This is a genomic window from Halegenticoccus soli (assembly GCF_002844195.1).
Classification (GTDB): Archaea; Halobacteriota; Halobacteria; order Halobacteriales; family Haloferacaceae; genus Halegenticoccus; species Halegenticoccus soli.
This window is the reverse complement of sequence record NZ_PEND01000002.1, coordinates 411,467-427,857: the sequence shown is the minus strand read 5'-3', so window position 1 is coordinate 427,857 and position 16,391 is coordinate 411,467. Positions and strand designations below refer to the sequence as shown.

Here is a 16,391-nt window from a genome sequence, read left to right as displayed (position 1 = left end):
AAACCGACGCGTCGGCGACCGACGACGCGCCGCTTTTGTCCGCCGGGCTCGAAGGAGTCACGAACCCATCACGGACATGCACGCGACGACACTGTACCGGCCGACGCACCGAGAAGTCCTCTGGGCGCTGGAGGAGGCGTTCGAGCGCGGCGAGCTGATCACCCTGTTCGGCCGCTGCACCGTCGATTACGACGGCCGGGCGGCGAGCACGCTCGGCTCGGGCGACCGACTCGTCATCCTCAAACCCGACGGGACGGCGCTCGTCCACACCGACGAGAAGCGGACGCCGGTCAACTGGCAGCCGCCGGGGAGCGAACACCGCGCGAGCGTCCGCGACGGGACGCTCAGGGTTCGGAGCACGCGTTCGAACCCCGACGAGACGCTCGACGTGCACTTCGAGCGCGTCCACCAGTTCTCGGCGCTCGCCGTGACCGGCGGTCGGTCGCTTGACCTCCGGGGAAGCGAGGAAGACCTCCGACAGCACATCCTCGACTCGCCGTCGGTGCTCGAATCGGGTTTCACACCCCTGGAAACCGAACGACCGAGCGCCGCCGGGCCGATGGACATCTACGGCGAGGACGCCGACGGCACGCCGGTCGTCGTCGAACTCAAGCGGCGGCGGGTCGGCCCCTCGGCCGCGAGCCAGCTCCGTCGGTACGTCGACGCGCTCCGCAGGGAAGTCGGGGACGACGCGCCGGTGCGGGGTATCCTCGTCGCCCCTTCGATCACCGACCGGACCGCGGACCTGCTCGACGAGTCGGGGCTGGAGTTCGTCGCGATCGACCTGGACACGGGCCAGCCGACCGACGCCGCGGATCGAATCGTCGACGACGAGGGGGGAATCGAGGAGTAGCCGAAACCGGTCGGCGGCGCGTCACCGGCTCCCACGGCGGCAGCGGACGCATCGAAGGCTTTATTCGCCGCGTCGGCCTTGTCCCGCACAAGTAACCATGGCAGACAAACCGGCCTCCATGTACCGGGAGATCTCCAACCCCCCGTACACGCGACGCGAGTACATCACGGGGATCCCCGGCTCGAAGATCGCACAGCACAACATGGGCAATCTCCAGACGGGGCCGGACGACTACCCCGTCCACATCAGCCTCGAGGTCGAGGAGGAGTGTCAGATCCGCCACGGCGCGCTCGAATCCGCGCGCCTGTCGGCGAACCGGCTCATGCTGAAGCACGTCGGGCAGGAGAACTACAAGATGGTGCTGCGGAAGTTCCCCCACCACGTCCTGCGCGAGAACAAGCAGGCGACCGGCGCGGGCGCGGACCGCGTCTCCGACGGCATGCGGCAGGCGTTCGGGAAGCCGGTCGGCACCGCGGCGCGCGTCGGCGCGGGCGAGACCGTCTTCACGATCTACTGCAACCCCGAGGACGCCGAGGTCGCCAAGGACGCCCTCCGGCGCGCGTACAACAAGATGTCGCCGCCGTGCCGCATCGTGGTCGAGAAGGGCGAGAAGCTGCTCGTCTCCTGATCGGCGTCGGACGCACCTTTTTGGGCCCTCATCCCCCCCGATAGCGTATGCTCAGGCTCGCGGTCGCCACGCGCGCGGAGACGTTCGAGCGCGTTCGCGACCCGCTCTCGGAGCGCGGCATCGAGGTCCGTCACCTCCGGACGGACGAGCGGACGGTCCCCCTCGCGGAGCCGTGGCCGGACTCGTTCGACGTCGGGTTCGTCTTCCCGCCCCGGCCGATGGAGGGCGGCGTCGCCGACGCGCTGCTCGGGATCCCCTGGGTGAACGACCGCGAGGCGGTGCTCACCTCGCGGAACAAGGCCGGCGTGCTCGCCGCGCTCGGCCGGGCGGGGGTGCCGGTGCCCGAGACCACGATGGTGTCGAACCCCGCGGGCGACGCGGCGGTCGAGGAGGCGCTGTCGGACGCGGCGTTCCCCGTCGTCGTGAAGCCGAACTCGACCACCCGCGGCGTCGGCGTCGCGAAGGCGTCCGACCTCGACTCGGCGCTCGGGGTCGTCGACTACCTGAACCTGCTCCACGAGTACCCCGCCACGGGGGATCGGTCCTACCTGATCCAGGAGTACCTCCCCGACGCGCGCGACTACCGGGCGATGGTGGTCGACGGCGAGTGCGTCGGCGCGGTGGAGCGCCGACTGCCGGACGACGCGCTGGTCGAGGGGCGCTGGAAGCACAACGTCCACCGCGGCGCGTCGGCGACGGCCGTGGACCTGCCCCGGAGGCACCGACGCCTCGCCGAGCGGACCGCGGACGTTCTCGACGTCCCGTACCTCGGCGTCGACCTCCTCGAATCGGGCGGGCGGGTCGTCGTCAACGAGACGAACGCCCGGCCGACGGTCGACGCCGCGACGAAGTACGACCCCGACTTCTACGATCGGCTCGCGGCGCTCGTCCGGCGACAGGTCGACTGAGGCAGGCGGCAGGTCGATTAAGTGCCGGTCGCCCGAAGCGGTTCCATGGACGAACTCGGCGGCTGGTCGCGGGAGGGGCTGGCGCGGATCGTCGCCGACGCCGTCGGCACCGAGGGATCGCCGGGGTTCTACGCGGTGACCGGCAGCCGGATCTACGGCTTCGCGGGCGTCGACAGCGACGTCGACGTGCGCGGCTTTCACGTCGCGGACGGCGTCCGCTACCTGCTCCTCGAACCGCCGGCCGAGCGGATCGCGGCGACGGTTTCGCCGGGCGAGGGGGGCCCGGCCGAAGCCGATCCGGACGGCGAGGGCAGAAGGATCGAGGCCGATCCCGTCGGCGAGGAGGATCGGGCCGAGATTGATCTCGTCAGCTACGAACTGCGGACGTTCGGAACGCTGCTCGCCGAGTCGAACGTCAACGCGCTCGAAGCCGTGCTCGACGGGATCGTGGTGACGGACGCGCCCGAAGTGCGCGTCGAATGGCTCAGGGACGCGATCCGGGAGGAACTGCCGCTCGACGCGCCCGCGCGGTACGCGGGGATGGCGCGGCACAACTACGAGCGCTGCCGGCGGGACGACGCGACGGCGAAGACGTACCTCTACGCCCTCAGAGGGGCGCTGGCGGCACACTACGTCGCCGAGCGGAGCGACGTGGTCGCGGACGTCCGGACGCTCGCGGACGCCGTGCTCGGCGACGCCGACCTGGCCGACGAACTCGTCGACGCGAAGCGGGCCGGGGGCGAGCTCGATCCGGCGCTCGCGTCGAGCGCGGAGCGGGCGATCGAGGCGCTGTTGGACGCCGCGGACTTCGAGGGACCGGACGCGGCCGAGCGAAGGGCCTACCGGGAACGTCTCGACGAGTGGATGCTCGAAGCCAGGGGGATCGACCGAAAGCGATCGCTCGGCGGCCGGTAGAGAACGGGTGAGAACGGTTCTACTCGACGTCGATGGCGGCGGAGTCCTCGACGCGCTCGAACGTCACTTCGAGGACGCCGTTGTTGAACGACGCCCTCGCGGAGTGCTCGTCGACGCGGGCCGGGAGGCGCACGCGCTCGTCGTACTCCCGGCGGTCGCTGGCGGCGCTGATGGTGAGCACCTCGCCGTCGCACTTCAGTTCGATGGCGTCCTTTTCGACGCCCGGGAGATCCGCGACGAGTCGGATGGTGTCGCCCTCGTCGAACACGTCGACGTGGGTTTCGGTGGTGAAGCCCGTCCGGTCGCCGGGACCACCCGTCATTTCGTTCATCATCCGTTCGATCTCGTTGAAGATGTTGTCGAACGGATCGTCGCGGTCGTCTCTATCCATGGGAATCGCTAGGCCGTTCTCGCCCAAAAACTTTCTGACGTGTGCTCCCCGATATCGTCGGTCACGCCGGCGCCGAGGACCGACAGTGCGGACCGCGTGAACTACCCCGAAATCCCACCAAACCGCTAAGCCGGTCCGGCGACAAGCGCCGGAGGGAACCGACCGGAGAGCGGTTACACCCAGGTTTAAGTAGCCCAAACCGCTACTAACTCGTATATGAGTGAAAAATCGCACCTGAACGCGGCGGACGACGTAGACGACTCGGAGGTCGTGCGCGTCGGGTTGAACGGCTTCGGACGCATCGGGCGGAACGTCTTCCGCGCGGTCATGGACGACCCGCGGATCGACCTCGTCGGGATCAACGACGTGATGGACCCCGCGGACATGGCGTACCTCGCGAAGTACGACACCGTCATGGGGCGGCTCGACGGCGTCGAACTGGAGGACGACCACCTGACGATCGGCGGCACGTCCGTCCCGCTCCTCAACGTCCAGAGCCCGGCCGAGCTCCCGTGGGACGACCTGGACGTCGACGTGGCGCTGGAGTGCACCGGCATCTTCCGGACGCGGGAGGACGCGAGCGCCCACCTCGCCGGGGGCGCGGACAAGGTGCTCATCTCGGCCCCGCCGAAGGGCGACGAGCCGGTCAAGCAGATCGTCTACGGCGTCAACCACGAGGAGTACGGGGGCGAGGAGGTCGTCTCGAACGCCTCCTGCACCACGAACAGCGTCACGCCGGTGGCGAAGGTGCTCGACGACGCGTTCGGCATCGACGCCGGCCTGCTGACGACCGTCCACGCCTACACGGGCTCGCAGAACCTCATCGACGGCCCGAAGGGCAAGACCCGCCGCGGCCGCGCCGCCGCCGAGAACATCATCCCGACGACGACCGGGGCCGCCCAGGCGACGACGGAAATCCTGCCCCAGCTCGAAGGGAAGCTCGACGGCATGGCGATGCGCGTGCCGGTCCCGAACGGCTCCATCACGGACCTCACGGTCGACCTCGAAGGGAACCCCGGCGCGGAGGAGATCAACGAGGCGTTCCGGAACGCGGCGGACAACGAACTCGCCGGCGTGCTCGGCTACACCGACGAGGAGATCGTCTCGACCGACATCGTCGGGCTGCCGTTCTCTTCCTACGTCGACCTGAACTCGACGCGGGTGCTCGAAGGCGGGAGCCTCGCGAAGGTCCTGACGTGGTACGACAACGAGTACGGCTTCTCGAACCGGATGCTCGACGTCGCGGCGTACATCTCGGGCAAGGCTGAGTAAGCCCGCCGTCGGCCGATAGCGTTTTTTCGCCGTCGCTCCCGTCGACCCCGCCGGCGTTTTTCCACGGTGTAGCGTCCAGTCCGGGAAAGCTTATCATCGTTTGACCTGTTCGAGCCGAATATGCGACGCCGCCAGTTCCTCCCCGCTGTCGCCCTCGGAGCCACCGTACTCTCGGGGTGTAGCCAGTTCACCACCGCCGAATCGAGCGCCGTGACTCTCTCGGACCCCGACACGGAGAACGACGGCGACGAGACCCATCTCACGTTTCGCCGGGGCGACGAGCTCCTTCTCGTGACCACGATACGCCACGACGTCTACGAGGACGACCGTTTTCACCCGCTTCGCGTCAGCGCGTGGCACGCCGACGGCACGGGCCTCGACGGCTTCAGGTATCGCTTCGCCGTGCTTCCGGACGATCCGGAGCACGCGAGCGAGGTGTACCTGAACGCGCCCGGCGGTCCCGAGTTCCCCGAGGTGCACTTTCGCAACGACCGAAACGGTCGGACGATCGTCGAGGTCGACGACCTCGGCGCGCAGGGTCAGGGCACGCTCACGACGGAGTTGGTGCTCCAGACTGTCGGCGATCGGCCGCCCCGAAAACTCGCGGTCGACGTCGAGTTCGAGCTGTCGGAAACCGAGGGCGACCGGACGTATGACGCCGCCGGTTCGGTGCTCGTCGACCTCTGAACCGCGTTCGTCTCGTTCCGTACACCGCGTCAACTTTGACTTTGATCATCACGATTGCGCGCGGCGGAGCGCCTCCGCGCGCGAGCGCGTCGCGCGAGGGAGCGGTCGACTCTCGGGGCGACCGCGAGGCTGGGGAGGGCCGAGGCCGAGGGGCGGGACGGGGGCTTCGCGCCCACAGGCTGTCGACGAACCGTCACGTCCACCGCACCGACGGACGAAGATACCCGCCGAACCGACCTCCCGCACGGACGAATCCGCCCGCGCGATCGAATTTCGCCCACCTCTAAGTCACCGACCGACGACACTCCGAACGAGATGGCACCCTTCAGAACCCTCGACGACCTCGAACCCGGACAGCGCGTCCTCGTCCGACTCGATCTGAACTCCCCGGTCGAGGACGGTGCGGTACAGGACAACCGCCGCTTCACCCGGCACGCCGCCACGGTGACGGAGCTCCTCGAAGGCGACCACCGGGTCGTCCTGATGGCCCACCAGGGCCGACCGGGGGGCGACGACTTCGTCTCCCTCGACCGGCACGCCGAGATTCTCGGCGAGCACGTCGGCCGGGAGATCGGCTTCGTCGACGACGTCTACGGCGAGAAAGCCGTCGACGCGATCCGCGACCTCGGCGCGGGCGAGGCGCTGCTGCTCGACAACGTGCGGATGGCCGACGACGAACTCCCCGAGAAGGAGCCCGAGGAGCACGCCGAGAGCGACTTCGTCCGAACCCTCGCGCCCGAGTTCGACGCCTACGTCAACGACGCCTACTCGGCGGCCCACCGGGCGCACGCCTCGCTCGTCGGCTTCCCGCTCGTCCTCCCCGCGTACGCCGGGCGCGTGATGGAGACCGAGTACGAGGCGAACACGAGCATCTCGGGCCGGGAGTTCGACGGCGACGTGACGATGGTCGTCGGCGGGACGAAGGCGACGGACGTGATCGACGTGATGAACAACCTCGGCGACAGGGTCGACACGTTCTGCCTCGGCGGCGTGGCGGGCGAGTTGTTCCTCCGCGCCGCGGGCCACGAGGTCGGGTACGACGTCGGCGGCACGGACCTCTTCGACGAGCAGTGGGAGAGGAACCACGGGACGATCGAGTCGCTCTTAGAGGAACGCGGCGACGAGATCCGCCTCGCGGTCGACCTCGCCTACGAGGACGACGACGGCGAACGCGCCGAGCGCGACGTGGGGGAGATAGACGAGAAGACCGAGTCGTACCTCGACGTGGGCACCGGGACCGTCGAGGAGTACGACCCGATCGTCCGCGACTCGGCCGCCGTGTTCGTCAAGGGCGCGCTCGGCGTCTTCGAGGACGAGCGGTTCAAGGAGGGCACCGTCGGCGTGCTCGAAGCGATCGCCGAGACCGACTGCTTCTCCGTGGTCGGCGGCGGCGACACCTCTCGCGCGATCGAGATGTACGGCCTCGACGAGGACGACTTCTCGCACGTCTCGATCGCCGGCGGGGCGTACATCCGGGCGCTGACGGGCGAGCCGCTGGTGGCGGTGGTGGCGCTGGAGGAGTCGGCCGGGGCGTAACCGCGCACCCACGTATCCGCGTACCGTTCGCCGCCAGGATCTTTACCGCGCCGCGTCGAACTGCCGAGCATGAAACTCGGCGTCGTTTCCGACACGCACGACAACCTCGACCTGGTCGAGGCGGCGGTGGAGTTCTTCGAGGACGAGGGCGCGGAGGCGGTGATCCACTGCGGCGACGTGGTCGCGCCCTTCTCGGCGCAGCCGTTCGACGCGGGGTTCGACTTCTACTACGTCCGGGGCAACAACGACGGGGAGTGGGCGCTCCGGTCGACGGTAGAGTCGTTCGGCACCTACCTCGGACACTGCGGGGCGCTCGGCTTCGACGGCGTCCCGGTCGCGGCCTACCACGGGACCAACGCCGTCCTGCGGGACGCGCTGGTCGACTGCGGCGACTACGACTACGTCCTGCACGGGCACACCCACGAGCGCGCGGTCGAAGACCGCGACGGATCGGTCCGCGTCAACCCCGGCGGATTGCCGATCCCGGACGCCGACGACGCGTTCCACGTCGCGACGATCGACACGGAGCGCGACGGGACCGACGCCGTGGAGCACCACCGGCTCGAGTGACCGAGGGGCGGGCCGACGGTTCGCAAAAGCGATTCCCAAAACTCCAGAACGCGAAATCCCGAAGCCCGAAGTCTGAGGTGGGCCGCTGCGGTGGGGTTGTCAGTCGTCCGCCGGAACGACCCGCTGGCGCGGGCCGCGGAACAGGCTTTCGAGGCCGACGCCCAGGCGCTCGTCGGTCGTCGCCATGCTGTCCAGTTGCGTCTCCCGGCCGGTGATGGCGCGGATCGCGTCGACGTTCTCCGGGATGACGTCGCTCTCCTGGTGGATCGACTGGAAGAGGTACAGATCGTCGTCCACCATCGAGATCGACTCCTCCCAGATGCAGTTCTCCCAGAGGTCGCCGCGCGGGCGGCCGGTGTCCATCGCGAACTCCTTGAGCTTCCCCGTCCCGTCGATCTTGGCCTCGCCGGGGACGAGAAACAGCCTCGATTCCGCGTCGAGCAGCTCCTTCACCTCGTCGGTGTCGGGCGACCCTTCGAGCGTGATGTTGACGCTGTGGAGGTGCATGAGCGTCGCGGGCACCTTCACGCCCACGGTGTCGATGTCCAGGTCGGGGAAGATCGTGTTCACGTCGGGGCCGTGGTGCGAGGGGACCGTCACCGGGTCCGGGAGGATGTCGTTGATGGGACCGCGGTCGGCCTGGCCGGGGTCGCCGCCGCGTCGGATGAGCGTGACGCGCGCCTTCTCGACGCCGTACTCCTCGCGGAGGGGTGCGAGGAGCCGGGAGAGGCCGGTGGTGTTACAGGAGACGACGCGGACGAAGTCCGCGCCCTCGGCCGCGTCGTAGCTGGCCCGCGCGTTGAAGCTCACGTCGGCGACGTCCGCGGACTCGCCGCCCTGGAAGATCGCGGGCGTGTCGTACTGCTCGTACAGCTCGCGGTTCTCGGCGCCGATCCCGGACGGGGTGGTGTCGACGACAACGTCGCTCTGCATGACGAGGTCGTCCACCTCGCCGGCGAGGTCGATGCCGGCCCGGCGGAATCGGTCGGAACGCTCCGGGATGGCCGCGTAGAGCGGGTACCCCTTCCGGACCGCCGCCTCCGCCTCGTAGTTCGGCCGCGTCTTCGCGACGCCGACCAACGTCATGTCGGGCTGGGCTCGGACCGCGTCCGCGACGCGCTTTCCGATCGTTCCGTATCCGTTGACGCCCACCTTTATCATTTGCACTCGTTCAGGTGTCCCGCACCGAGACAGATAGTTATTCCGGGTCTAATCAGCCAGAAATTAACTCTCGGACGAGTATCCGCGGGGATTTTTCCAAAAACGGGTAAGTACTGGACCGCGGGCGGAGCAGCGCGGCGGCGGTCCGGACGGACCGCGCCGCGACCACCGACGGAATCGCCGGCGGTACGGTAGGCGTCCTCCCCGTCGGATTCGGTCGTCCGTTCGGCTCCGGTTGGGCAAGACATAATCCCCCGCCGGCCCCTTCGTCGGGCATGAGCCACGGAATCGACGAGGCGGCCCTCGAAGAGGCCGCTCGGACGGCCGTGAGGCAGTGTCTGAACCTCGGGGGCGACGAATCGTGCGCCGTGATCACGGACGACAAGCGCCGACGAATCGGCGAGGCGCTCTACGACGCGGCGAGCGAGATCACGGACGACACCGCGATCGTCCGGTATCCGCCGGGGAGCCAGCACGGCGAGGAGCCGCCCGAGCCCGTCGCGGCGGCGATGAAGGTGGCGGACGCCTTCCTCGCGCCGACGACGAAGAGCCTGAGCCACACGCGCGCCCGCGGAGCCGCGAACGACGCCGGCGCGCGGGGCGCGACGCTTCCGGGGATCACCGAGGAGGTGATGGTCGTCGGCCTGGACGCGGACTACCGCGCCATCGCGCGGCACTGCGAGGAGCTGCTCGCGCAGGTCGGCGGCGCGGAGGAGATCCGCGTCACCTCGCCGCGTGGCACGGACATCACGTTCGAACCCGGCGACCGCGAGTGGCTCGCCGACACCGGGATGGTCCGCGAACCCGGGGCGTTCTCCAACCTCCCGGCCGGCGAGGTGTTCGTCAGCCCCGAGACGGCGAACGGCACCTACGTCGTCGACGGGACGATGATGCCGCACGGACTCCTCGACGAAGGGCGGGAGCTCCGGTTCGAAGTCGAGGACGGATACGTCACCGAGATCTCCGACGACGCCGTGCGCGAGCAGGTCGAGGCCGCCGCCGCCGAGTTGGCGAGGGGCCGGGAGTTCTCGTCCGGCGCGGCCGCGGAGGCGGCCGGCCGGGACGCGTACAACCTCGCCGAGCTCGGCATCGGCACCAACGTCGGCGTCGAGGAGCTGGTCGGATCGGTGCTGCTCGACGAGAAGGCCGCCGGCACGGTTCACATCGCCATCGGCGACGACGCGGGCATCGGCGGCGACACGGACGCGCCGCTGCACCTCGACGGCATCCTCCGCGAGCCGACGGTGTACGCCGACGGGGGGGAGGTAGAACTCCCCCGGAGCGCCGAGCGGCGGTAGCGTCGGGTCTGTCTGGCGGACCGCCAGGGAATCGGTCGGAGGGTGGATCGAACGAATAGCGGATCGAACGGCGGACGGAAGCACGGGTTTTTACCGCGCGACCGGCTACGCCGAGGTATGAGCGAACCAGCGGAGCAGGTGGCCGTCGTCTGTCCCTCCTGCTCGCCGACCGAGGAAACCGTCCACGAGGTGCTGAAAGCGGGAGGCGGCGGACGGGCGACCGTGCGGTGCACGGCGTGCGGTCACGTGCACAAAGTACCGATCGAGCGCGAGGCGGAGGTGGAAACGGACGTGATCGTCTCCCAGGAGGACGAATCGTTCTCGACGACCGTCGGCGCGCCGCCGGACGAGATCGTCGCCGTCGGCGAGGAGTTCATCGTCGACACGCCGGAGGCGATCATGCTCGTCCGCATCACCGCTCTCGATCTCGGCGGCGATCGGCGGGTCGAGGAGGCGGCGGTCGAGGACGTACAGACGATCTGGACGCGCGCGGTCGACAACGTGAGCGTGAACGTCACCGTCCACCCCAGGGACGGCCGCCGCGACGAGACGCGCAGTCTGAAGGTGCAGGTGCCGGGGGACTACGAGTTCACCGTCGGCGAGGTCGAGGAGTTCGGCGACGAGAAGTTCGAGGTCGAGGGGATACAGGTCCGCGACGACGCGGCCGGCTACCGCTTCGACAAGTTCGACCACGAGGGGGACATGGTGTTCGCAAAGGACGCAAAGCGGGTGTACGCCCGCGACGAGACGACCACCGCCTGGTCCGCCTGGTGACGGCGCGATGAGCTTCGAGACCGCCCGCGAGCGGATGGTCGACCGCCTCGTGACGCGGGGCGCCGTCGATCGGGACGCGACCGCGGAGGCGCTTCGGTCGGTCCCGAGACACGAGTTCGTCCCGCCGGACCGGCGCGAGGCCGCGTACAGGGATCGTCCGCTCCCCATCGGCGGCGGGCAAACCATCAGCGCGCCGCACATGGTCGGGATGATGACCGACCTGCTGGCGCTCGACGCCGACGATCGGGTCCTCGAAATCGGCACGGGGTGCGGCTACCACGCCGCCGTCACCGCCGAAGTCGTCGACGACGGCTCCCTCTACAGCGTCGAGTACGACCCCGATCTCGCCGAGAACGCGCGGAGCCGTCTCGACGACCTGGGCTACGACGTGCGCGTCCGCGTCGGCGACGGCCACGAGGGGTGGCCCGACCACGCGCCGTACGACGCGGCGTACCTGACGTGCGCGCCGGCCGAGATGCCCGACGCGATCGTCGAACAGGTCCGACCCGGTGGCACGATCGTCGGACCCGTCGGGGAGTCCCGCCAACGGCTCGTTCGGCTCCGCCGCCGCGCCGACGGCGGGATCGACCGCGAGACCCACGGGGGCGTCCGGTTCGTCCCGATGCGGCGGGGCGACTGACGACCGGTAACTGATTGTAGACGCCGCGCGCACGGACGGGTATGCCGACGCGCGACCGCACCGGACTCGACATCGAGGAGCTGTTTCTGCTGTGGGCCGCCCGGCGATCCGGCGTCCTGGGAGCGCTGACCGACCGAGCCGGAACGCCGGAGGCCGTCGCCGAACAGGCGGGCGTGACCGACCGGGCCGCCCGCGCGACCGTCGAGGCGCTGGCCGAACTCGGCTTTCTCGCGCGCGTGGGTGACGAGTACGAGCTCACGAACCGCGCGCTCGGCTTCCTCGCCAAGCGGGACGTTCGGTCCATCGGCCGCCTCCCGCACGCGCTCGATCTGTTCGACCTGTGGGTCGCGCTCCCCGAAACCATGGCGACCGACGATCCGCCCGCGCGGCCGCCGAACTGGACGCGAAACCGGCTCGGAGCCCACGCCGCCACCGACGACGCGCTGGTGCGGGCGGCGGTGACCGCGGCGGTCCGCGCCCGTCCCGACGCGGAGCGCGTGGCCGACCTCTTCGGCGGTTCGGGCGTCTACGCCCGCGAGTTCGCGGCCCGGGGGTTCGACGCGACGCTCGTCGACGATCCGGCGGTGATCGAGATCGTCGAACCGCTGTTGGCGCGCGGACCGGTCGAACTCGTCGCCGGGGACCCGCCGACGCTCCCCGCGGCGGCGTTCGATCTCGCGTTCGCCGCGGACGCCTGCCGCGAGCGGTCGATCGACGGGAACCGCAAACTGTGCGCGGCCGCGTTCGACGCGCTCGCGCCCGGCGGGGCGATCGTGCTGGTAGACGCGGTGCGCGGGCGGTCGGACGCCGCGACGAGGATCGCCGCGGAGGCGCTGGCGAAGGGCGGCGGCGGCACGTACGGCGAAGCGGAGTTCCGCGCGTGGCTCGCCGACGCGGGCTTTTCCGACGTCGCCGTCCGGGACGTTCCCGGGACGGATCGAGCGGCGGCAGTCGGTTACAAGCACACAGTTGATTAAGGTCGGGCTCCGAGCCCGGTGTATGGACCCCGCGGTGCTGCGCGAGGACATGGTCGACGGCCTCGAACACGCCCTCGGCGGTCGAGGGATCGACGAGCGCGTCGCCATGGCGATGCGAACGGTCCCGCGCCACGAGTTCGTCGCCGACCACGCCTACGACAACCGCGACAGCGAACGCGCCGGCACGCGCGTCCTCGCGCCCTCGACGGTCGCCCGCCTGCTCGACGCGCTCGCCGCCGAACCGGGCGAGCAGGTGCTCGTCGTCGGCGCGGGCGTCGGCTACACGTCGGCGGTGCTCGCCGAGATCGTCGGGGAGCGGAACGTCCACGCGGTCGACATCAACCGGCGGATGGTGCTCGACGCGCGACACAACCTCCACCGCGCGGGTTACGACGCCGTCCTCGTCGACCGCCGGGACGGGGCGAACGGGTTCCCCGAGTACGCCCCCTTCGATCGGATCCTCGTCGAGGCGGCGGCGGTCCGTCCGCCGCAGGCGCTGCTCCGTCAGCTCGCGGACGACGGACGGCTCGCGATGCCGCTCGGCGGTCCGAGCCAGACGCTCGCGGCGATCGAGAAGCCGACCGACGCGGCCCGCGGCGGTGCCGCCCCGGCGACGGGGGATTTCGAGGTCGTCCGCGAGTTCGGACCGGCGGCGTTCGACCCGCTTCTCGTCGAGGGCGAGCAGGCCGACGGTCCAGCGCGAAACCGCACCGAGCGCGAGGACCGCGAGTACGCGGAGATGGGGTGGCACGCCCGAACGGGCTGGGAGTACGACTGGGTGAACTGGGACGAGCACCTGTGACCCGGCGGGTCACTCTCGAACGACCAGCACCTCCGTGTTCCCGCGCCGATCGGCGTACTGGCTTCCGGCGGGCGGCTTCACGTCGATGACGAGCGTTCCGTCCTCCTGATTCGGTCCGAGCGACGGAGCGACGCTGACGGTCGCGGTCCCGTCCGCGCCGGTTTTCGCCGTCTCGACGCCGTCGATTCGGGCGGTTCCGCTCTTGACGACGACCGTCGCGCCCGCGACCCTGTCGCCGTTCGTCCCGACTACGGTGACGTCGAGCGTCTGCGCGCCGGGGGTCACGACATCGGGCTCGGGACGCGCGTCGAACTCCGTGACGGAGAGCCCCTGGAGCCCCGAGATCATGTTCATCATGACGCTCAAGCTCGCGACGCCGACGACGAGCGCGATGACGAGCCGCACGGGGAGGCCTTCGATCGCCCGCTCGTCGCGGCGGAGTGCGTCGAACATGTCGGGAAGTGGTCCCGTTTTCGCTTATGAACCTACGGCCGGAGGTTTACGTGGGAAGCCGCGGCCAGACCGCGACGATGCAGGTGCTTGGACGGACGCCGGACCAGTGTGATCGCGAGGGGCGGGCGCCGACCGGCCGGCTCGGAATCTACCGCGCGCGAGATGGGAGCGGCGGCGCGGCGGTCGGGATCGACCTCGACCGACCGCACGCCGGGCTCGTGGTGGGGAAGCGCGGGTCCGGAAAGTCGTACACGATCGGGGTCGTCGCCGAGGCGGCGGCCCGCGCGGACGGCGTCGCCCCGGTCGTGATCGATCCGATGGGCGCGTTCGCGGGGCTGGCGGACGGCGCGGGGGCGCGGGACGAGGTCGTCCCCGCGGAGCGCGTCGAGCGGCCGACCGTCCGCGCCTCGGCGCTCCCGCCGTCGACCTGGCCCGACCTGCTCGGACTGGACGCCGCAGCGCCGGTCGGCGCGCTCGTCTGGCGCGCGGCGAGCGAACGGGCGACGTTGGCCGGAATGCGCGGGTACGTCTCCGAAGCGTCCGTCGGCGACGGCGTTCGACGGGCGGCCGAGAACCACCTCCGGCTCGCCGAATCGTGGGACGTGTTCGGGGGCGACGGCCTCGGCGTGGACGATCTCGTCGGGACGGAGGCGACGGTCCTCGACCTGACGGACGCCGTTCCCGCGGCGATGAACGCCGTCTGCGCGGCCGTGGCTCGGGGGTTGTACGAGGCTCGAACCGCCGGGAAGCTCGACCGACTTCCGTGGTTGTTCGTCGACGAGGCGCACGCGTTCTTCGGGGGAATCGCCGCCGACGCCCTCCGGACGGTTCTCACGCGGGGGCGGGTCCCGGGAGTCAGCCTCGTGGCGGCGACCCAGCGGCCGAGCGCGCTTCCCGACGTCGCGGTGTCGCAGGCGGACCTCGCGATCGTCCACCGCCTCACGTCGGGCGCGGACATCGAGGCGCTCGCGGCCGCCCGGCCGACGTACTTCGCCGGGTCGCTGCGGGAGCGACTGCCGCGCCGGCCGGGGGACGCGCTCGTCGTCGACGACGCCACCGAGGCGGTCCACGGCGTCAGGATACGCGAGCGCGAGACGCCGCACGGCGGCGCGAGTCCGCGGGCGAGCGACCGGAGGTCGCCACCGTCTCCCGAGGAAGATTAACGCCCGGTCGGCCCCGCGTCGGGAACCGGCGCGTCGCTGGGCCCGTTCGCACTCGCCGGCGTTCGCACTCGCTGGACACCGGCGTCAGGTGCTGCCGCGTCGCGACGAGGGTTCCGCGATCCGCCCGATGGCCGCCGGGAGGCCGGGTCGGCGTCACTCGCCGTAGACGACGATGCCGCCGTCGGCGTGGACGTACACGTCGCAGCCGGCCAGCCGGAACGAGACGGCTCCGTCGGCGTCGGTCGCCATCGACCGGATCAGCTGATCGAGCGCGTCCCCGTCGAGAACGTCGTTCAGCGGCCGCATCTCCAGCGGATCGACGCCTTTGACCGCCGCGACCGCGGTGACGATGTCGACGCTCAGCTCGCCGTCCTCCTCGGACGTGAAGTAGTGCGCCTCCGCGTCGGACTGCACGGGTTGCATGCGATAGAGATACGAAAGCTGATATATAAATCGATGGGTAGATTCCAGCCGACGCCGGAACGTGCGCGCGATTCATCGCGTCGGAACACTCACTTACCGGGAAGTTACCGAATTCGCGGATGTCGACGGAGGTGAAAGGGCAGTGACGCGCAAGTGGGATCCGAACGGCGTGTTCGACGTGCTCGCGGATCCGCACGTCCGGCGGATCCTCGTCGAGACGCGCGCCAAGCGGCGGTCGGTCAAAGATCTGAGCCGGATCTGCGACGGGAGCGAGTCGTCGATCTACCGGCGGGTCGGCGTCATGGCGACCCACGGGCTGCTCCGCGAGGAGACGAAGGTCGACAGGGAGGGACACCACTACAGTGTCTACGAACCGAACTTCGAAACCATCGAAGTCCGGCTGAACGCGAACCAGCTCCTCGTGACGCTCCGGCAGGCGGACGGCTCGTCGTCCACGTTCGCCGAGGGTCCGGAATCGATCGGCGGAGAACTGTGAGCGTTACCCTCGGCGGGCCAAAAGCCGTTTCGCTCGGCGACGAGACGCCTCGCTCGGGAAGTTGGTCGCGGCAAAAGTACGCCCGGGGCGGGATTTGAACCGGAGCCAGACGTGCTCGCTCCCGCCGGTCGCTGCGCGCGACTGGCAGGATTCAAATCCCTTGGTAGCCGTATTGCCGCTCACACAGTGACGAGCACACGCTACGCGGTGGTCGTCGGAATCGGTTGCGGCAAAAATGCGCCCGAGGCGGGATTTGAACCGCGGTCGGGACGCTTCCTCGCTCGCTTCGCTCGCGAGACCGCGACCTCTCTGGTTCAAATCCGCCGTGAGGTCGCTTCGCTCCTCACGTTGGTTCGCCGCAGAAGCGCCCGAGGCGGGATTTGAACCCGCGTCACGACCGTGACAGGGTCGTATGATGGGCCACTACACCACCCGGGCTTGCTG

General features: G+C 70.0%; 19 protein-coding genes and 1 tRNA gene. 15 read left to right on the top strand and 5 right to left on the bottom strand.

Annotated features, from left to right (window positions below; genetic code table 11):
• The first annotated feature begins 76 nt into the window (after positions 1–76).
• The 4 genes from nucS (at position 77) to CNO20_RS07105 (ending at position 3,304) form a co-directional block, all read left to right on the top strand.
• Positions 77–853: an endonuclease NucS gene (nucS, locus tag CNO20_RS07120; protein ID WP_101295440.1), complete on the top strand. Its 777-nt coding sequence runs from the start codon at positions 77–79 to the stop codon at positions 851–853.
• A gap of 97 nt (positions 854–950) precedes the next feature.
• Positions 951–1,481, top strand: coding sequence for a 50S ribosomal protein L16 (locus tag CNO20_RS07115; RefSeq protein ID WP_101295439.1), 531 nt, complete (start codon positions 951–953; stop codon positions 1,479–1,481).
• Positions 1,482–1,528: 47 nt separating this feature from the next.
• Complete coding sequence (locus tag CNO20_RS07110; protein ID WP_101295438.1) at positions 1,529–2,389, top strand: ATP-grasp domain-containing protein; 861 nt, start codon at positions 1,529–1,531, stop codon at positions 2,387–2,389.
• A gap of 45 nt (positions 2,390–2,434) precedes the next feature.
• Positions 2,435–3,304 carry a nucleotidyltransferase domain-containing protein gene (locus tag CNO20_RS07105; protein WP_101295437.1) on the top strand — a complete coding sequence of 290 codons (870 nt, stop codon included), beginning with the start codon at positions 2,435–2,437 and terminating at the stop codon, positions 3,302–3,304.
• A 19-nt stretch (positions 3,305–3,323) separates the two neighbouring features.
• Here CNO20_RS07105 and CNO20_RS07100 read toward each other — a convergent pair whose 3' ends face one another.
• Positions 3,324–3,695 (bottom strand): Hsp20/alpha crystallin family protein, encoded by a 372-nt coding sequence (locus tag CNO20_RS07100; RefSeq protein ID WP_101295436.1) that lies wholly within the window; start codon positions 3,693–3,695, stop codon positions 3,324–3,326.
• Between the two features lie 216 nt (positions 3,696–3,911).
• Between CNO20_RS07100 and gap the strand changes: the two genes are divergently transcribed.
• The 4 genes from gap (at position 3,912) to CNO20_RS07080 (ending at position 7,760) form a co-directional block, all read left to right on the top strand.
• Entirely contained in the window at positions 3,912–4,967 is a 1,056-nt protein-coding gene (gene gap / locus CNO20_RS07095) for a type I glyceraldehyde-3-phosphate dehydrogenase (protein ID WP_101295435.1), read from the top strand.
• A 120-nt stretch (positions 4,968–5,087) separates the two neighbouring features.
• Complete coding sequence (locus CNO20_RS07090; protein ID WP_101295434.1) at positions 5,088–5,654, top strand: DUF8121 family protein; 567 nt, start codon at positions 5,088–5,090, stop codon at positions 5,652–5,654.
• 315 nt (positions 5,655–5,969) lie between these two features.
• Positions 5,970–7,190 carry a phosphoglycerate kinase gene (locus CNO20_RS07085; RefSeq protein ID WP_101295433.1) on the top strand — a complete coding sequence of 407 codons (1,221 nt, stop codon included), beginning with the start codon at positions 5,970–5,972 and terminating at the stop codon, positions 7,188–7,190.
• Positions 7,191–7,259: 69 nt separating this feature from the next.
• Positions 7,260–7,760: a metallophosphoesterase gene (locus CNO20_RS07080; protein WP_101295432.1), complete on the top strand. Its 501-nt coding sequence runs from the start codon at positions 7,260–7,262 to the stop codon at positions 7,758–7,760.
• A 99-nt stretch (positions 7,761–7,859) separates the two neighbouring features.
• Here CNO20_RS07080 and CNO20_RS07075 read toward each other — a convergent pair whose 3' ends face one another.
• Positions 7,860–8,921 carry a type II glyceraldehyde-3-phosphate dehydrogenase gene (locus tag CNO20_RS07075; RefSeq protein WP_101295431.1) on the bottom strand — a complete coding sequence of 354 codons (1,062 nt, stop codon included), beginning with the start codon at positions 8,919–8,921 and terminating at the stop codon, positions 7,860–7,862.
• 275 nt (positions 8,922–9,196) lie between these two features.
• Here CNO20_RS07075 and CNO20_RS07070 point away from each other — a divergent pair, with 275 nt between their 5' ends.
• The 5 genes from CNO20_RS07070 to CNO20_RS07050 all read left to right on the top strand — a co-directional run bounded on the left by CNO20_RS07070 (position 9,197) and on the right by CNO20_RS07050 (position 13,412).
• Positions 9,197–10,219: an aminopeptidase gene (locus tag CNO20_RS07070; protein ID WP_101295430.1), complete on the top strand. Its 1,023-nt coding sequence runs from the start codon at positions 9,197–9,199 to the stop codon at positions 10,217–10,219.
• Between the two features lie 117 nt (positions 10,220–10,336).
• A complete protein-coding gene (locus CNO20_RS07065; protein WP_101295429.1) occupies positions 10,337–10,993 on the top strand; it encodes an HVO_0476 family zinc finger protein in 657 nt (218 codons plus the stop codon).
• A gap of 7 nt (positions 10,994–11,000) precedes the next feature.
• On the top strand, positions 11,001–11,633 hold the full coding sequence (locus tag CNO20_RS07060; RefSeq protein WP_101295428.1) for a protein-L-isoaspartate(D-aspartate) O-methyltransferase: 633 nt from the start codon (positions 11,001–11,003) through the stop codon (positions 11,631–11,633).
• Between the two features lie 41 nt (positions 11,634–11,674).
• On the top strand, positions 11,675–12,610 hold the full coding sequence (locus CNO20_RS07055; RefSeq protein ID WP_101295427.1) for a methyltransferase: 936 nt from the start codon (positions 11,675–11,677) through the stop codon (positions 12,608–12,610).
• A 22-nt stretch (positions 12,611–12,632) separates the two neighbouring features.
• On the top strand, positions 12,633–13,412 hold the full coding sequence (locus tag CNO20_RS07050) for a protein-L-isoaspartate O-methyltransferase family protein (protein ID WP_101295426.1): 780 nt from the start codon (positions 12,633–12,635) through the stop codon (positions 13,410–13,412).
• 9 nt (positions 13,413–13,421) lie between these two features.
• Here the strand turns inward: CNO20_RS07050 and CNO20_RS07045 are convergent, their stop codons facing one another.
• Positions 13,422–13,865 carry a DUF7382 domain-containing protein gene (locus CNO20_RS07045; RefSeq protein ID WP_101295425.1) on the bottom strand — a complete coding sequence of 148 codons (444 nt, stop codon included), beginning with the start codon at positions 13,863–13,865 and terminating at the stop codon, positions 13,422–13,424.
• 77 nt (positions 13,866–13,942) lie between these two features.
• Between CNO20_RS07045 and CNO20_RS07040 the strand changes: the two genes are divergently transcribed.
• Positions 13,943–15,028 (top strand): ATP-binding protein, encoded by a 1,086-nt coding sequence (locus tag CNO20_RS07040; protein WP_101295747.1) that lies wholly within the window; start codon positions 13,943–13,945, stop codon positions 15,026–15,028.
• 153 nt (positions 15,029–15,181) lie between these two features.
• Here CNO20_RS07040 and CNO20_RS07035 read toward each other — a convergent pair whose 3' ends face one another.
• Positions 15,182–15,451, bottom strand: a complete 270-nt coding sequence (locus tag CNO20_RS07035) for a HalOD1 output domain-containing protein (RefSeq protein WP_101295424.1) — start codon at positions 15,449–15,451, stop codon at positions 15,182–15,184.
• A 142-nt stretch (positions 15,452–15,593) separates the two neighbouring features.
• Between CNO20_RS07035 and CNO20_RS07030 the strand changes: the two genes are divergently transcribed.
• Positions 15,594–15,947, top strand: coding sequence for a winged helix-turn-helix domain-containing protein (locus tag CNO20_RS07030; protein ID WP_101295423.1), 354 nt, complete (start codon positions 15,594–15,596; stop codon positions 15,945–15,947).
• Positions 15,948–16,312: 365 nt separating this feature from the next.
• Here the strand turns inward: CNO20_RS07030 and CNO20_RS07025 are convergent.
• Positions 16,313–16,385, bottom strand: a tRNA-Asp gene (locus CNO20_RS07025).
• Between the last annotated feature and the right edge of the window lie 6 nt (positions 16,386–16,391).

Excerpts from the sequence above, each read along its gene's own strand:
- CNO20_RS07045 (WP_101295425.1), bottom strand. The coding sequence starts at position 13,865 with ATGTTCGACGCACTCCGCCGCGACGAGCGGGCGATCGAAGGCCTCCCC.
- CNO20_RS07100 (WP_101295436.1), bottom strand. The coding sequence starts at position 3,695 with ATGGATAGAGACGACCGCGACGATCCGTTCGACAACATCTTCAACGAG.
- CNO20_RS07035 (WP_101295424.1), bottom strand. The coding sequence starts at position 15,451 with ATGCAACCCGTGCAGTCCGACGCGGAGGCGCACTACTTCACGTCCGAG.
- CNO20_RS07070 (WP_101295430.1), top strand. The coding sequence starts at position 9,197 with ATGAGCCACGGAATCGACGAGGCGGCCCTCGAAGAGGCCGCTCGGACG.
- CNO20_RS07110 (WP_101295438.1), top strand. The coding sequence starts at position 1,529 with ATGCTCAGGCTCGCGGTCGCCACGCGCGCGGAGACGTTCGAGCGCGTT.
- gap (WP_101295435.1), top strand. The coding sequence starts at position 3,912 with ATGAGTGAAAAATCGCACCTGAACGCGGCGGACGACGTAGACGACTCG.
- CNO20_RS07090 (WP_101295434.1), top strand. The coding sequence starts at position 5,088 with ATGCGACGCCGCCAGTTCCTCCCCGCTGTCGCCCTCGGAGCCACCGTA.
- CNO20_RS07055 (WP_101295427.1), top strand. The coding sequence starts at position 11,675 with ATGCCGACGCGCGACCGCACCGGACTCGACATCGAGGAGCTGTTTCTG.
- CNO20_RS07075 (WP_101295431.1), bottom strand. The coding sequence starts at position 8,921 with ATGATAAAGGTGGGCGTCAACGGATACGGAACGATCGGAAAGCGCGTC.
- CNO20_RS07080 (WP_101295432.1), top strand. The coding sequence starts at position 7,260 with ATGAAACTCGGCGTCGTTTCCGACACGCACGACAACCTCGACCTGGTC.
- CNO20_RS07115 (WP_101295439.1), top strand. The coding sequence starts at position 951 with ATGGCAGACAAACCGGCCTCCATGTACCGGGAGATCTCCAACCCCCCG.
- CNO20_RS07050 (WP_101295426.1), top strand. The coding sequence starts at position 12,633 with ATGGACCCCGCGGTGCTGCGCGAGGACATGGTCGACGGCCTCGAACAC.
- CNO20_RS07065 (WP_101295429.1), top strand. The coding sequence starts at position 10,337 with ATGAGCGAACCAGCGGAGCAGGTGGCCGTCGTCTGTCCCTCCTGCTCG.
- nucS (WP_101295440.1), top strand. The coding sequence starts at position 77 with ATGCACGCGACGACACTGTACCGGCCGACGCACCGAGAAGTCCTCTGG.
- CNO20_RS07040 (WP_101295747.1), top strand. The coding sequence starts at position 13,943 with ATGCAGGTGCTTGGACGGACGCCGGACCAGTGTGATCGCGAGGGGCGG.
- CNO20_RS07085 (WP_101295433.1), top strand. The coding sequence starts at position 5,970 with ATGGCACCCTTCAGAACCCTCGACGACCTCGAACCCGGACAGCGCGTC.
- CNO20_RS07105 (WP_101295437.1), top strand. The coding sequence starts at position 2,435 with ATGGACGAACTCGGCGGCTGGTCGCGGGAGGGGCTGGCGCGGATCGTC.
- CNO20_RS07060 (WP_101295428.1), top strand. The coding sequence starts at position 11,001 with ATGAGCTTCGAGACCGCCCGCGAGCGGATGGTCGACCGCCTCGTGACG.